This window comes from Streptomyces sp. 11-1-2 (assembly GCF_003595545.1).
Lineage (GTDB): Bacteria > Actinomycetota > Actinomycetes > Streptomycetales > Streptomycetaceae > Streptomyces > Streptomyces hygroscopicus_B.
The window spans coordinates 7,621,907-7,636,258 of sequence record NZ_CP022545.1; the positions used below are offsets into that span (position 1 = coordinate 7,621,907).

Consider the following 14,352-nt stretch of genomic DNA (forward strand, 5'->3'; position numbering starts at 1 on the left):
TCATGGGGGCCGGGGCCGGGGCCGGGGCGGGGGCTGAGGCAGCGGGCGTCGGGGCGGCGGGGGCCGGAAAAGCCGGTGCCGCGGTGTCGGAGCCCTATGCGATGCTCGACGACGTGCACACCACGTCTGTCAGCCCGGTGTTCGTGGGCCGCGCCCAGGAGCTGGCCACCCTCGAGGACGCGCTCGCCCGCGCCACCGCGGGCGAGCCGCAGGTGCTGCTGGTCGGTGGGGAGGCGGGGGTCGGCAAGACCCGGCTCATCGACGAGTTCCTGGCCTCGTCCGTGGCCGCGGGGGCCGTCGCGGCGGTCGGCGGCTGTGTGGAAATCGGCGCCGACGGGCTGCCGTTCGCGCCCGTGTCCACCGTGTTGCGCTCACTGCGCCGCAAACTGGGCACCGAGCTGGACGGGGCCGCCGCCGGACAGGAGGGCGAACTGGCCCGGCTGCTGCCCGAGTTGGGCGAGACCGCCCGCGCGTCCCACGACGGGGACGGCCGGGCCCGGCTCTTCGAGCTCACCGTCCGGCTGCTGGAGCGGCTGGCCGCGGAGCGCACCCTCGTCGTCGCCATCGAGGATCTGCACTGGGCCGACCGCTCCACCCGCGAACTGCTCGGCTATCTCTTCCGCTCGCTGCTCAGCGCCCGGCTGCTGGTCGTGGCCACCTACCGCTCCGACGACATCCACCGCCGCCATCCGCTGCGTCCCTTCCTCGCCGAGGTGGACCGGATGCGCGAGGTGCGGCGCATCGAGGTGTCCCGCTTCACCCGGGGCGAGGTGCACGCCCAGCTCACCGGGATCAACGGGGCCGAGCCGGAGCGCGACCTGGTCGACCGGATCTTCAAGCGCAGCGACGGCAACGCCTTCTTCGTGGAGGAGATCGCCCGCTCCCTCAACGAGGGCTGCAGCACCGGGCTCAGCGAATCCCTGCGCGATCTGCTGCTGGTGCGGGTCGAGGCGCTGCCCGAGGAGGCCCAGGGGGTGGTGCGGATCCTCGCCGAGGGCGGCTCCTCCGTGGAGTACGAACTGCTGCGCGCGGTCGCCCGGCTGGGCGAGGACGAGCTGATCGACGCGTTGCGGGCCGCGGTCGGGGCGCACATCCTGCGCCCCACGGCCGACGACAGCGGCTACCGCTTCCGGCATGCGCTGGTGCGCGAGGCCGTCGTCGACGATCTGCTGCCCGGGGAGCGCTCCCGGCTCAACCGGCGCTTCGCACAGGCCCTGGAGGCCGAGCCCGCGCTGGTGCGGGCCGATGAGCGGGCCGCCCGGCTGGCCAGCTACTGGTACTACGCACACGACCCCGCCAAGGCCCTGCCCGCCGTACTCCAGGCGTCCGTCGAGGCCCGGCGGCGGTACGCCCACGCGGAGCAGTTGCGGCTGCTGGAGCGGGCCATGGAGCTGTGGGAGGACGCCCCCGAGGAGATACGGGAGGCGCAGCGGCCCGTGGACTACGCCGAGGTGTACCCGGCCTGCGGCTGCGAGGACCAGGCGCTGCGCCAGCTCGATCTGCTCGCCGAGGTGGTGGTGGCCGCGCATATGTCCGGGCAGCGGGAGCGGGCGCTGGCCGTCGCCAAGCGGGCACTGCGGGCCCTGGACGGAAGCGGTCATGACCCTTTGCGGGCCGCCTGGTTCTGGACCCAGCAGTCCAAGCTGATGGAGGGCCTGGCACGCGGGGACGGATGGGCGGAGCTGAGCCGTGCCCAGGAGCTGGTGCGCGGGCTGCCGCCGTCCCCCGTGCACGCGGACGTCATGGCGCAGGTGGCGGGCTGGACGATGACTCATCGGCCCGGGCCGGAGGGCCTGGCGGCCGCCGAACGGGCGGTGGAGCTGGCCCGGATGGTCGGCGCCGAGAGCACGGAGCTGAACGCCCGGCTGACGCTCGGCTACTTCACCGGTGACTCCGGCGACACCGAGCGCGGGCTGGCCGAGATGCGCGAGGTCTGCAGGCGGGCCGTGGCCCTCGGCGACATCAGCGTCCTGGGGCGGTGCTATGTCAATCTCGCCTCGGCGGAGGAGGGGGTCGGCCGGTCGGCCGAGGCGGTGGAGACCGCCGAGGAGGGCGCCCGGATCCTGGACCGCGTCGGCCTGGTGGACTCCCGGGCCTGGCTGTACGGGAATCTGGCCGAGTCGCTCTTCTCCCTGGGCCGCTGGGGCGAGGCGGAGGCGGCGGCCCGGAAGACCCGGCGGCTCGCCCTCGGCACCAAGCCGCACGGCACCGCCGCCAACCGGCTCGCCCAACTGGCGCTGGCGCGCGGCGAGTGGGACACGGCGGAGCGCGAGCTGGCCGCCGCCCGGGAACACTACGGCGCCCACAACACCGAACCGCAGTACACCCTCCAGGTCGCGGGCCGGGTCATCGAACTCGCGGCGGCACGCGGCCGGATCCTGGAGGTCCGGGCCGTGCTGGACCAGGTCGTGGAGGCCGGTTTCCCGCCCGGGAATCAGCGCTACGCCTGGCCGCTGCTGTACACGGCCGCCGCGGCCGAGTCGGCCGCGCGCGGACTGCCCACGGCCGAGCCGGGCCGGGGCGAGGCGCTGGCCCGCCTCCGGGCCGCCGCGAAGCGGGTGGCCCAGCCCGTGCCGGTATGGCGCGCCCACGCGGCGATGCTCCAGGCCGAACTGGAGCGCGCCGAGGGCCGGGACCGGCCCGACCTCTGGGCCGAGGCCACGGACGCCTTCGCCGTGCTGGACTGCCCGTATCCGCTGGCCCGCGCCCGCCACCGCTGGGCGGAGGCGCTGCTCACCCCCGGCCAGGGTGCCCCGGCCCAGGCCGATCGCGAGCACGCCGCCGAACTGCTCGTCCAGGCACATGCCGTGGCCGAGTGGCTGGGCGCCCGCCCGCTGCGCGAGGAGATCGAGCTGCTGGCCCGGCGCGCCCGGCTGCCCCTGGCGTCCGCCGCGACCCGCCCCGCGCTCGACGCGTCCCTGCCCCGCACCCCCGCGCTGCCCCCAGCCCCGGGCTCCCGGACTCAGGGTTCCCGGGGGCCGGGCTCCCAGACCCCGGGCTCCCAGACCCCGGGCTCTCCGGTCCCTGCCGCCGAGCCCGCCGATCCGGCCGAGGAACTGGGGCTGACACCCCGGGAGCGGGATGTGCTGCGGCTGGTCGCCGCGGGGCGCAGCAATCGCCAGATCGCCGAGGAACTCTTCATCTCGCCCAAGACGGCGAGCGTCCATGTCTCCAACATCCTCGCCAAGCTGGGCGTCTCGGGCCGGGGCGAGGCGGCCGCCGTGGCCCATCGGCTGCGGCTGGTGGACGGCCTGACCGACGGCGCGGCGGCGCGCTGAGCACGTGACGGGACGCGCGGGGTGCTGTGACGTGACGCGCGGGCCGGCGGGACGCGGACGCGCCCTGATGGGGTTCGCGGGGCGCTGACCGGGTACACGGAGGCGCTGACGGGACGCGCCGGCTGACGGGACGCACTGGGTGCTGACCTGACGCGCGGCGCTCACAACCCGCGCCGTGCGCTGACCGTCCGCCGGGTCAGCTCTCTTCGCGGGGCCGGATCACCACCCGGCCGGAGTCAAGGTCCACAGGGCCCTTCCCCGGGTCACTGCTGCCCGTCTCGTCGAGCGTGTACTCCAGCCGGTTGCGCTCTTCCTCGGTGTGCTTGCGGCCGGGTGCGAAGAGCTCCTCGATGAGGTTGAACATGACGACCCCCGTAGGCGTGCGGCTGCTGCCAGTGTAGGCAGACCGCTCACAGAACGGGCACGCCGCGACATGTCCGCCGAACTGGGTGCCATGATCGGCCGGTTCACCCTCCCCTCAGCGCTCCTCAGCGGGCTCCCTCTCCGCTCAGCGGACCTCACCCTCCCCTCAGCGGACCTCCAGTCGCAGGATCCGGTCATCCTGCTTACCCGGCTTGCCACGCCCATCGGTATTGCTCGTCGTCAGCCACAGCCCCCCGTCGTCCGCCGCCACCACGCTGCGCAGCCGTCCGTACTTCCCGTCCAGGAACGACTGCGGCTTCGCCACCGGCTTGTCGCCCTTCAGCGGAATGCGCCACAGCCGCTCACCGCGCAGCCCCGCCATCCAGATCGCGCCCTTGGCGAAGGCGATCCCGCTCGGCGAGGCGTCCTTGGGCTTCCACCGCTCGATCGGATCGACAAAGCCCTTCTTGCCGGCCTTGCCCTCGGCCTCCGGCCAGCCGTAGTTCTTGCCCGGCTCGACCGGATTGAGCTCGTCCCAGGTGTCCTGGCCGAACTCGGAGGCCCACAGCCGCTTGTCCGTATCCCAGGCCAGGCCCTGCACATTGCGGTGACCCCAGGTGTAGACGACCGACTGGGCGTCCGGATTGCGGGGCGCCGGCTCGCCGTCCGGGGTCATCCGCAGGATCTTGCCGCCGAAGGAGTCCATGTCCTGGGCGAGCCCGCGGTCACCGCTCTCTCCCGTGCCCGCGTAGAGCATCTTGTCCGGGCCGAAGGCGATACGGCCGCCGTTGTGGATCGCGCCCTTGGGGATGCCCTTGAAGATCGTGTCCGGGGCGCCCAGCTGATCGCCCGCGGGGCGCTTGTCGTCGTACACCATGCGGACGATGCGGTTGTCCGAGTCGGTGGTGAAGTACGCGTAGATCATGTGGTCCGCGCCGAAGTCGGAGGAGACCGCCAGCCCCAGCAGCCCGCCCTCACCGGCGGCGGAGACGCCCGGGACGGACCCCACCTCGGTCTTCTTCCCGGTATCCGCCGAGACCTTGAAGATCTTCCCGGTGTCCCGCGAGGAGACCAGCAGATCCCCGCCGGGCAGCGGCGCGAGCCCCCAGGGGGAGTCCAGCTTCGTGGTGAGCGTGCGCACCACCTTCACCGAGCCCTTCGCGGGCGCCGCGGACTCCGTCGGCGAGGGCGCGCCAGAGGAGGCGCCCCCGCCGCCCGGCTTCGAGGGCGCGGACGAGCGGCCGCCCGGTCTGGTGATGCTGTCGCCGTCGGACGAGCAGCCCGCCACGAGCAACACGGCGGCCGCGGCGGCGAGTACAGAGGTCACGCGAGGGCGTCGCACGGTCGGATTCCTCTCCATGGGCACGTGTGCCGCGGCACGGCACTGATTCTTATACACCGCTGCCCCGCGCCGGGTTCCCATCCCCGAACCGGGCCCGCACCAGAGCCGGGCCCGCACCAGAGCCGGGCCCGCACCAGAGCCGGGCCCGCACCAGAGCCGGACCCGGACCAGGCCCGGACCAGAGCCGGGCCCCTACCAGAGCCCGCACGCGGCACCTCAGTCCCACGACCCGCGCGCCGGCGGCAGCTCCGCGATCTCCGCGAGGTCCTCGTGCGAGAGCGGCACATCGGCCGCCGCGCAGTTCTCCGCCGCCCACCGCTCCCGCTTCGTCCCCGGCACCGGCACCACATGCGGCCCCTGCGCCAGCAGCCAGGCCAGGGCCACCTGCGCCGGGGTCACCTCGCCCCCGTGCCGCTGGGCGACCCGTCGCAGACCGGCCACGATCGGCTGGTTCGCGGCCATCATCTCCGCCGTGAACCGCGGATGCCGGGCGCGCATGTCGTCCGGCTCGAAGCCTTGCCCCGGAGTCAGCGTCCCGCTCAGGAAGCCGTTGCCGAGCGGCATCGCCGCCAGGAAGCCCACCCCGCGCGAGGCGCACCACGGCACCAGCGCCTCCAGTGCATCGGGCGACCACACCGACAGCTCCGCCTGTACACAGCTGACCGGAAAGACCTGCTGGACCCGCTCCAGCTGGCGCACCGTGGCGTCGTGCATCCGCGCGCCCGCCCTCCGCTGCGCCCGCGCACCCACGGCGCACAGCCCCAGCGCCCGCACCTTCCCGGCCGCGACCAGCTCCGCCATCGCGCCCCAGGTCTCCTCTATGGGCACCTCCGGGTCGGCCCGGTGCAGCTGGTAGAGGTCGATCACATCGGTCTGCAGCCGGCGCAGCGAGGCGTCGCAGGCCCGTTTCACATAGCCGGGCCGCCCGTTGGCCACGATGTGCTGCTCGCCCACCAGCAGTCCGCATTTGGTGGACACGAAGGCGTCCGCCCGCCGCTCCTTGAGCACCCGCCCCACCAGCAGCTCATTGGTGAAGGGGCCGTACATGTCGGCGGTATCCAGCAGGCTCGTGCCCGAGTCGAGCGCGGTGTGCACGGCGCGCACCGAAGTCTCGCCACTGCGCTGCGAAGCGGTGTACGCCCAGCTCATCGGCATGCATCCCAGGCCGATCGCACCCACTTCGAGCGCCGCCGCTCCGATTCTCCTGCGCTTCACCTCGCCTGACCCCTCCCGTTCCCTCGGACCCCAAACTAACCTCTGCGGGCTGCCGGTGATCGCATAGCCTCCTGGCATGAGTGCAGATCACAGCGATACGTTCCGCCAGCACGATGCGACTCAGCGTTCATCCGAAGCGCGCGACCTGGTGTGGCTGCCCATCCCGCCCGAGGAGATCGACGGCCTGCCCGACACCCTCGAATACGCCCACTGGGACGGCGGCCCCGACTTCCCCACCGACCCGGCGCGCTGCGCGTTCTACTGCGTCCCGTACATGAAGCCGCCGCAGGTGTGCACCCGCCCGCTGTCGGCCATGACCAACCTGCGGGTGGTGCAGACCCTCACCGCCGGAATAGACCACATCAAGCCCGCGCTGGCGGACCTCGCCCCCGGGGTACGGCTGTGCAACGCACGCGGGGTGCACGACGCGAGCACCGCCGAGCTCGCCCTCACCCTCATCCTGGCCTCGCTGCGCGGTATCCCCGACTTCGTCCGGGGCCAGGACGCCGAGGAGTGGCGCTCCGGCTTCCGCCCCGCGCTTGCCGACAAGTCTGTACTGATCGTCGGCTACGGGGCCATCGGCAGCGCGATCGAGGACCGGCTTGTGCCCTTTGAGTGCGAGCGGGTGGCGCGCGTCGCGCGCTCCCCGCGCACGACCGAGCGCGGCCCGGTGCATCCGATCGACGAACTGCCCCAATTGCTTCCGGAAGCCGATGTGGTGGTGCTGGTGACCCCGCTCACCGAGGCCACCCGCGGCCTGGCCGGGGCGGAGTTCCTCTCGCGGATGAAGGACGGGGCGCTGCTGGTGAACGTCTCCCGTGGTGGGGTCGTGGACACCAAGGCCCTGCTCACCGAGGTGGAGTCGGGCCGGCTGCGGGCCGCGCTCGATGTGACCGACCCCGAACCACTGCCCGCCGGGCATCCGCTGTGGCACGCTCCAGGGGTGCTCATCTCCCCGCACGTGGGCGGCCCCACGTCGGCCTTTCTCCCGCGCGCCAAGCGGCTGTTGAGGGCTCAGCTGAACCGCTTCGCACACGGCGAGTCGCTGGCACATCTCGTCGCCACGACGGGGTAGACATGCCTCTGGCACCACATACAGGCACCGATTGACTCCACTGCGTATATACAACGCCGTAGTCGGTTACGGACCGTAGATGGCCTATGTCCCTGAGTGACCAGTCTGGTGTATCGTCCCGAGCGGGGGCTGCGCCACTGACCTGACGGCGTCAGCGATGGACCGGAACTCGAGGGGGGCGACGGGCGATGTATGGCCGATGGACCGACAACCCGACGCAGCTCAGGCGTCGACCGCGACACTTCCGCGCAGCCGCGCGGATCTCCAACTCGGCGAGGCCCGCGGGGATACCGCTCCCGGGGGCCCCGCGGCGCCAGTGGTCCGCCACGCAGTGGATGGCAGTCCAGTGAGCGCCCCGGGAGCGGTGCTCGCCCGGCCGTCGGTCTCCGACGGCGGTGCCGGACTGTTACCGCAAGTGGTCCTCGCCCTGGTCTGCGGCGGTTACGCGGTGGGTGCGGTCCTCGGCTGGGGATCGTCCCAACTCGCCCTCGTCATGGGTGACTTCGGACTCAGCGCGGCAGCGCTCGCCGCCGCGGTGTCCTGTCTGTGGCACGGCCGCCGGCACGCCGGGCGACTGCGCCCGGCCTGGCTGCTGTTCGCCGCCTCCTCGGCCATGGCCGCTCTGGGTAACGGCGTTTGGGGCTGGTACGAGGTGGTGCTCGGCCATTCCGTGCCGACCCCCTCGGCCGCCGACTTCTGCTTCCTGCTCTTCGCCCCGCCCGCCATCGTCGGGATGCTGGTGCTCGCCAAGCGCCCCACGAGCCGGGCCCGGTGGATCTGCCTGGGGCTGGACGCCTGGCTGATCGCCGGATCGCTGGTGACCCTCTCCTGGAGCCTCGCGCTCGCCCACACCGGGCAGTTCGGCGGGGACGGCGCCTCCGTGGCCCGCGGGGCCCTGGCGCTCGCCTATCCGCTGCTGGACATCGTGCTCGTCAGCATGGTGATCGTGCTCCACTTCCGGCGCTCGACGGGCAACCGCTCCGCGGTCAACACCGCGATCGCCGCCTTCGCGCTCACCGTGCTGTGCGACGCGCTGTTCACCTCACCGCTGCTGCGCGAGCACTACCGCTCCGGGCAGATACTCGACGCCGGGTGGTTCGCCGGCTCCACGCTGCTGGCCTACGCCCCGTGGGTGGCCCGCCGCGAGGCCGCCCAGGACCCGCCGTCGGCGCGCCGCACCGCGCAGCAGAGCGTCCCCATCGCGGGCTCGCTCGCCGCACTCGCGCCGTATCTCGCCGCCGCCGTCTGCACCCTGGGGGTCCTGTTCAACGTGATGGACGGCCGGCCGATCGACGGGGTGGTGCTCTCCACCGCCTGCGCGGTCGTGCTCGCGCTCGTCGTCCGACAAGCGATCATGCTGATGGACAACATCAGGCTCACCCAGGAGCTCGCCCAGAAGGAGAACCACTTCCGCTCCCTGGTGCAGAGCTCCAGCGATGTGATCATGATCGCCGCACCCACCGGAATCCTGCGCTACGTCAGCCCGGCCGCCACCGGGGTCTACGGCCGCGACGCGGACGACATGGTCGGCTCCGAGCTGGCCTCCCTCATCCACCCCGAGGACCTCGGATCGGTGGTCCACGAGGTCCGCCGGTTCCTGGCCGCCGCACCGGGCGAGGAGCCCACGACGCGCATCGAGTGCCGCTTCCGCTCCGGCTCCGGCGACTGGCTCAACGTGGAGTCCACGATCAACCGCCACCACGGCGGGCTGATCTTCAACAGCCGCGATGTCACCGAGCGGGTCCGGCTCCAGGCCCAGCTGCAGCACAACGCCGAGCACGACCCGCTCACCGATCTGCCCAACCGTGCCCTGTTCACCCGCCGGGTCTGGCACGCCGTCGGCGGCCGCCGCCGTACGGACGCCGGCACCGCCGTGTTCTTCATCGACCTCGACGGCTTCAAGGCGGTCAACGACACCGTCGGCCACCACGCCGGTGACGAGCTGCTGGTCCAGGCCGCCCGCCGGCTCCAGGAGTCCGTGCGGTCCGGGTCCGGCGACTGCGCGGCCCGGCTCGGGGGCGACGAGTTCGCCACCCTCATCATCGGCGACGGCGACGGCGCTGGGGACGCGGGCGCCCGCGAGCAGCGCATCATGGAGATCGCCGACCGGCTGCGGGTCCGGCTCTCCCAGCCCTACCGGGTCGAGGGCGGCACCGAGGTCCGCGTGGCCGCCAGCATCGGCGTCGCCTTCGCCGAGCCCGGCACCAGCCCCGGCGCCCTGATGCGCAACGCCGACCTGGCGATGTACCGCGCCAAGGCCGCGGGCAAGAACCGCGTCGAGTTGTACGCACCGCAGATGCAGGCCGAGGTGGCGCGTCGCGCCGAGGTCGCCACCAGACTCCGTGCCGCCCTGCACGACGGGGAGTTCGTGCTGCTGCACCAGCCCGTCGTCGAGCTGACCAGCGGCCGGATCACCGCGGTCGCGGCGCAGGCTCGCTGGCGCTCGGCCCAGGGAATCCTGTTCACCCCCGCCGAGTTCCTCCGGGTCGCCGACAACGGCCGCGGGGGCGGTGAGGACACGGCCCGCACCGCCGAGCTGTCCCGCTGGATGCTGGAGGCGGCCGTCGAGCAGGCCGCCCAGCGGCGCCGTGACGGCCATCCGGTCCCGGTCTGCGTACGGCTCCCCGCGAGCCGGCTGGTGGACAAGTCGTTGCCGCCCAAGGCCGTGGAGACCCTGCTGGCCCGCCATGGGCTGCCGTCCGGCGGGCTGATCCTGGAGCTGACCGACAGCGATCCACGGGTGCCACTCGACGAGCTCGAGCACCGCCTCGGCGCGCTGCGCCGCCTGGGGGTGCGGATCGCCCTCGACGGCTTCGGCAGCGGCTATGCCGCGATCAGGGCGCTGCGCAGGCTCCCCATCGATGTGCTGAAACTGGACCCCGGGCTGGTCGAGGGAGTGGTCGAGTCCTCACGGCTCCACAAGATCACCGCTGGGCTGCTGAGGATCGCCGGAGACCTCGGAATGCAGTCCATCGCAGAGGGGGTGGAGTTGCCCGAGCAGATCGTCACCCTGCGCGGTATGGGATGCACCCACGCCCAAGGGGCGGCCTTCAGCGGACCGCTGGACGAGCACCGGCTGCGCCGGGCCCTGCTGCGCGGCGGCTATCCCGTCCCGCGCTCGGAGCCGCCGCTGCTCGTCGGCGGCCCCCTGCCGATCCGGCACGGCGGTCACGCCGGGCATGGCGGCTCCCATGGGCCGCGCCGTACGGAGCCGCACACCCACCCGCCGACCCGCTCAAATACTGAGACGCCCGTCCCACCCACTTGACACTCGATGTGCGCCGGGGGGAGGGTCGGAGCCATGCGCACCCGAATTCTCGTACTTGGACAGCGCGTCGGCTGAGCAGGGCTGGTTGAAGCCCTGCGGACCCTCACCGGCGCGCTCCCCTCGCTTGCCTTACGGCACGAGGGGTTTTTTGTTGCACCGGCACCCGGTGCACCGCCCGCCCTCACCCTCCCGCACCGAACCTCATCTTCGAGAAGAGAATGCCGATGACCGAGCAGGCCCCCGGGTCCCATCACCCCCAGCCTCGGCCCCGTAGCGGCGGACCGCAGTCCGCCCCCGTCGAGCACGTCACGGGCGCGCAGTCCCTCATCCGTTCCCTCGAGGAAGTGGGTGCCGACACCGTCTTCGGCATTCCCGGTGGCGCGATCCTCCCCGCCTACGACCCGATGATGGACTCCTCGAAGGTGCGGCACGTGCTCGTCCGCCACGAGCAGGGCGCGGGCCACGCCGCCACCGGCTACGCCCAGGCCACCGGCAAGGTCGGCGTCTGCATGGCGACCTCGGGCCCCGGCGCCACCAACCTGGTCACCCCCATCGCCGACGCGCATATGGACTCGGTCCCGATCGTCGCGATCACCGGCCAGGTGGCCTCCAAGGCCATCGGCACGGACGCCTTCCAGGAGGCGGACATCTGCGGCATCACCATGCCGATCACCAAGCACAACTTCCTGGTCACCAAGGCCGAGGACATCCCGCGCACGATCGCCGAGGCCTTCCACATCGCCTCCACCGGCCGCCCCGGCCCGGTCCTGGTGGACATCGCCAAGGACGCGCTGCAGGCGCAGACCACCTTCTCCTGGCCGGCGCAGACCGATCTGCCCGGTTACCGCCCGGTCACCAAGCCGCACGCCAAGCAGATCCGCGAGGCCGCCCGTCTGATCACCCAGGCCCAGCGCCCGGTGCTGTACGTCGGCGGCGGCGTGATCAAGGCCGGGGCCACCGCCGAGCTGAAGGTGCTGGCCGAGCTGACCGGCACGCCGGTCACCACCACCCTGATGGCGCTGGGCTCCTTCCCCGACAGCCACCACCTCCACCTGGGCATGCCGGGCATGCACGGCACCGTCGCCGCCGTGACCGCCCTCCAGAAGGCCGATCTGATCGTGGCGCTCGGCGCCCGCTTCGACGACCGCGTCACCGGCAAGCTGGACTCCTTCGCCCCCTACGCCAAGATCGTCCACGCGGACATCGACCCGGCCGAGATCGGTAAGAACCGCGTCGCCGACGTGCCCATCGTCGGGGACGCCCGCGAGGTCATCGCGGACCTGGTCGTCGCCGTCCAGGCCGAGCACGACGCGGGCCGTGCCGGTGACTACACCGGCTGGTGGGAGGACCTGAACCGGTGGCGGGAGACCTACCCGCTCGGCTACGACCAGCCCGCCGACGGCAGCCTCTCCCCGCAGCAGGTCATCCAGCGGATCGGGCAGCTCGCTCCGGAGGGCACGATCTTCGCCGCGGGCGTCGGCCAGCACCAGATGTGGGCCGCCCACTTCATCGACTACGACACCCCCGCCACCTGGCTGAACTCGGGCGGCGCCGGCACCATGGGCTACGCCGTCCCGGCCGCCATGGGCGCCAAGGCCGGTGCCGAGGGCCGTACGGTCTGGGCGATCGACGGTGACGGCTGCTTCCAGATGACCAACCAGGAGCTGGTCACCTGCGCGCTGAACAACATCCCGATCAAGGTCGCGATCATCAACAACGGCGCGCTGGGCATGGTCCGCCAGTGGCAGACCCTCTTCTACAACCAGCGCTACTCCAACACGGTCCTGCATTCGGGCCCCGACAGCCCCGCCCAGCAGAACGCGGGCACCCGCGTCCCCGACTTCGTGAAGCTCTCCGAGGCCATGGGCTGTGTCGGGCTGCGCTGCGAGGACCCGGCCGACCTCGACGCCGTGATCGAGAAGGCCAACGCGATCAACGACCGCCCGGTGGTCGTTGACTTCATCGTCCACGAGGACGCCATGGTCTGGCCGATGGTCGCGGCCGGCACCTCCAATGACGAGATCCTGGCGGCGCGCGACACCCGCCCGGACTTCGGCGACGGCGCAGACGACTGAGACCAGGACCGAGAGAAGAAGAGAGACCGAGCCCATGTCCAAGCACACGCTCTCCGTCCTGGTGGAGAACACCCCCGGCATCCTCGCCCGGATCGCCGCCCTGTTCTCCCGCCGCGGCTTCAATATCGACTCGCTGGCCGTCGGCGTCACCGAGCACCCCGACATCTCCCGGATCACCATCGTGGTCAATGTCGAGGAGCTGCCGCTGGAGCAGGTCACCAAGCAGCTCAACAAGCTGGTCAATGTGCTGAAGATCGTCGAGCTGGAGGACGGCCAGGCGATTCAGCGGGAGCTCGTCCTGGTGAAGGTCCGCGCCGACAACGAGACCCGCTCCCAGATCGTCGAGATCGTCCAGCTGTTCCGCGCCAAGACCGTGGACGTCTCCCCGGAGGCCGTCACCATCGAGGCCACCGGCGGCAGCGACAAGCTCGAGGCCATGCTCAGGATGCTGGAACCGTACGGCATCAAGGAGCTGGTCCAGTCCGGCACCATCGCCATAGGGCGTGGCGCCCGCTCCATCACCGACCGGAGCCTGCGCGCGCTCGACCGGTCCGCCTGACCCGCCCCACCAGCGGGGACGATGGTCCGGCGCCCACCGCGCGCCGGACCGTATGGCGAGACCCCGAAACCTTCACCCGCCCGCCCGTCATACGGTGGGAAGCACAACCCACACGCTAGGAGATTCCCGAAGTGGCCGAGCTGTTCTACGACGACGACGCCGACCTGTCCATCATCCAGGGCCGTAAGGTCGCAATCCTCGGCTACGGCAGCCAGGGGCACGCCCACGCGCTGTCGCTGCGCGACTCGGGCGTCGATGTCCGGGTCGGTCTGCACGAGGGCTCCAAGTCCAAGGCGAAGGCCGAGGAGCAGGGCCTGCGCGTGGTCACCCCCGCCGAGGCGTCCGCCGAGGCCGACGTGATCATGATCCTGGTCCCGGACCCGATCCAGGCGAAGGTCTACGAGGAGTCCGTGAAGGACAACCTGAAGGACGGCGACGCGCTGTTCTTCGGGCACGGTCTCAACATCCGCTTCGACTTCATCAAGCCCCCGGCCAATGTGGACGTCTGCATGGTCGCCCCCAAGGGCCCGGGCCACCTGGTCCGCCGCCAGTACGAGGAGGGCCGCGGCGTGCCGTGTATCGCGGCCGTCGAGCAGGACGCCACCGGAAACGGCTTCGAGCTGGCCCTGTCGTACGCCAAGGGCATCGGCGGCACCCGTGCCGGCGTCATCAAGACCACCTTCACCGAGGAGACCGAGACCGACCTCTTCGGTGAGCAGGCGGTCCTGTGCGGCGGCACCTCGGCGCTGGTCAAGGCCGGGTTCGAGACCCTGGTCGAGGCCGGGTACCAGCCGGAGATCGCGTACTTCGAGTGCCTCCACGAGCTCAAGCTGATCGTGGACCTCATGTACGAGGGCGGCCTGGAGAAGATGCGCTGGTCGATCTCCGAGACCGCCGAGTGGGGCGACTACGTCTCCGGTCCGCGGATCATCAACGACTCCACCAAGGCCGAGATGAAGAAGCTCCTCGGTGAGATCCAGGACGGCACCTTCGCCAAGAACTGGATGGCGGAGTACAACGCCGGTCTGCCGAAGTACAACGAGCTGAAGAAGGCCGACGAGAACCACCTGCTGGAGACCACCGGCAAGGAGCTGCGCAAGCTCATGAGCTGGGTGGACGAGGAGGCGTAACCGCGCCTGGTGGCGCGGCGGCCGTGCCCCGGGTGCGGCGGGGGTTC

Annotated in this window: 9 protein-coding genes; 6 read left to right on the forward strand and 3 right to left on the reverse strand. The window is 71.9% G+C overall.

What is annotated here, in order from left to right:
* Positions 1 to 101: 101 nt before the first annotated feature.
* Positions 102 to 3,278 (forward strand): AAA family ATPase, encoded by a 3,177-nt coding sequence (locus tag CGL27_RS32860; protein WP_162953119.1) that lies wholly within the window; start codon positions 102 to 104, stop codon positions 3,276 to 3,278.
* Positions 3,279 to 3,474: 196 nt separating this feature from the next.
* Here CGL27_RS32860 and CGL27_RS50320 read toward each other — a convergent pair whose 3' ends face one another.
* From CGL27_RS50320 to CGL27_RS32870, 3 genes are all read right to left on the reverse strand, one after another.
* Positions 3,475 to 3,642 (reverse strand): DUF6191 domain-containing protein, encoded by a 168-nt coding sequence (locus CGL27_RS50320; RefSeq protein ID WP_162953120.1) that lies wholly within the window; start codon positions 3,640 to 3,642, stop codon positions 3,475 to 3,477.
* 165 nt (positions 3,643 to 3,807) lie between these two features.
* Complete coding sequence (locus CGL27_RS32865; protein ID WP_162953121.1) at positions 3,808 to 5,001, reverse strand: PQQ-dependent sugar dehydrogenase; 1,194 nt, start codon at positions 4,999 to 5,001, stop codon at positions 3,808 to 3,810.
* Between the two features lie 198 nt (positions 5,002 to 5,199).
* On the reverse strand, positions 5,200 to 6,198 hold the full coding sequence (locus CGL27_RS32870) for an aldo/keto reductase (RefSeq protein WP_119991593.1): 999 nt from the start codon (positions 6,196 to 6,198) through the stop codon (positions 5,200 to 5,202).
* A gap of 76 nt (positions 6,199 to 6,274) precedes the next feature.
* Between CGL27_RS32870 and CGL27_RS32875 the strand changes: the two genes are divergently transcribed.
* The 5 genes from CGL27_RS32875 (at position 6,275) to ilvC (ending at position 14,305) form a co-directional block, all read left to right on the forward strand.
* Positions 6,275 to 7,273, forward strand: a complete 999-nt coding sequence (locus CGL27_RS32875; protein WP_240450722.1) for a 2-hydroxyacid dehydrogenase — start codon at positions 6,275 to 6,277, stop codon at positions 7,271 to 7,273.
* A 346-nt stretch (positions 7,274 to 7,619) separates the two neighbouring features.
* Positions 7,620 to 10,541 carry an EAL domain-containing protein gene (locus CGL27_RS32880; RefSeq protein WP_119991595.1) on the forward strand — a complete coding sequence of 974 codons (2,922 nt, stop codon included), beginning with the start codon at positions 7,620 to 7,622 and terminating at the stop codon, positions 10,539 to 10,541.
* A gap of 224 nt (positions 10,542 to 10,765) precedes the next feature.
* Positions 10,766 to 12,616 carry an acetolactate synthase large subunit gene (locus CGL27_RS32885; protein WP_078647689.1) on the forward strand — a complete coding sequence of 617 codons (1,851 nt, stop codon included), beginning with the start codon at positions 10,766 to 10,768 and terminating at the stop codon, positions 12,614 to 12,616.
* Between the two features lie 34 nt (positions 12,617 to 12,650).
* Positions 12,651 to 13,175 carry an acetolactate synthase small subunit gene (ilvN, locus tag CGL27_RS32890; protein ID WP_078643896.1) on the forward strand — a complete coding sequence of 175 codons (525 nt, stop codon included), beginning with the start codon at positions 12,651 to 12,653 and terminating at the stop codon, positions 13,173 to 13,175.
* A gap of 131 nt (positions 13,176 to 13,306) precedes the next feature.
* Positions 13,307 to 14,305 carry a ketol-acid reductoisomerase gene (gene ilvC, locus CGL27_RS32895; protein WP_059144139.1) on the forward strand — a complete coding sequence of 333 codons (999 nt, stop codon included), beginning with the start codon at positions 13,307 to 13,309 and terminating at the stop codon, positions 14,303 to 14,305.
* Positions 14,306 to 14,352 lie beyond the last annotated feature (47 nt).

What these genes read in the sequence shown, in the direction of transcription:
- CGL27_RS32860 (WP_162953119.1), top strand. Translation starts at nt 102, where the DNA reads ATGCTCGACGACGTGCACACCACGTCTGTCAGCCCGGTGTTCGTGGGC.
- CGL27_RS50320 (WP_162953120.1), bottom strand. Translation starts at nt 3,642, where the DNA reads ATGTTCAACCTCATCGAGGAGCTCTTCGCACCCGGCCGCAAGCACACC.
- CGL27_RS32865 (WP_162953121.1), bottom strand. Translation starts at nt 5,001, where the DNA reads ATGGAGAGGAATCCGACCGTGCGACGCCCTCGCGTGACCTCTGTACTC.
- CGL27_RS32875 (WP_240450722.1), top strand. Translation starts at nt 6,275, where the DNA reads ATGAGTGCAGATCACAGCGATACGTTCCGCCAGCACGATGCGACTCAG.
- CGL27_RS32885 (WP_078647689.1), top strand. Translation starts at nt 10,766, where the DNA reads ATGACCGAGCAGGCCCCCGGGTCCCATCACCCCCAGCCTCGGCCCCGT.
- ilvN (WP_078643896.1), top strand. Translation starts at nt 12,651, where the DNA reads ATGTCCAAGCACACGCTCTCCGTCCTGGTGGAGAACACCCCCGGCATC.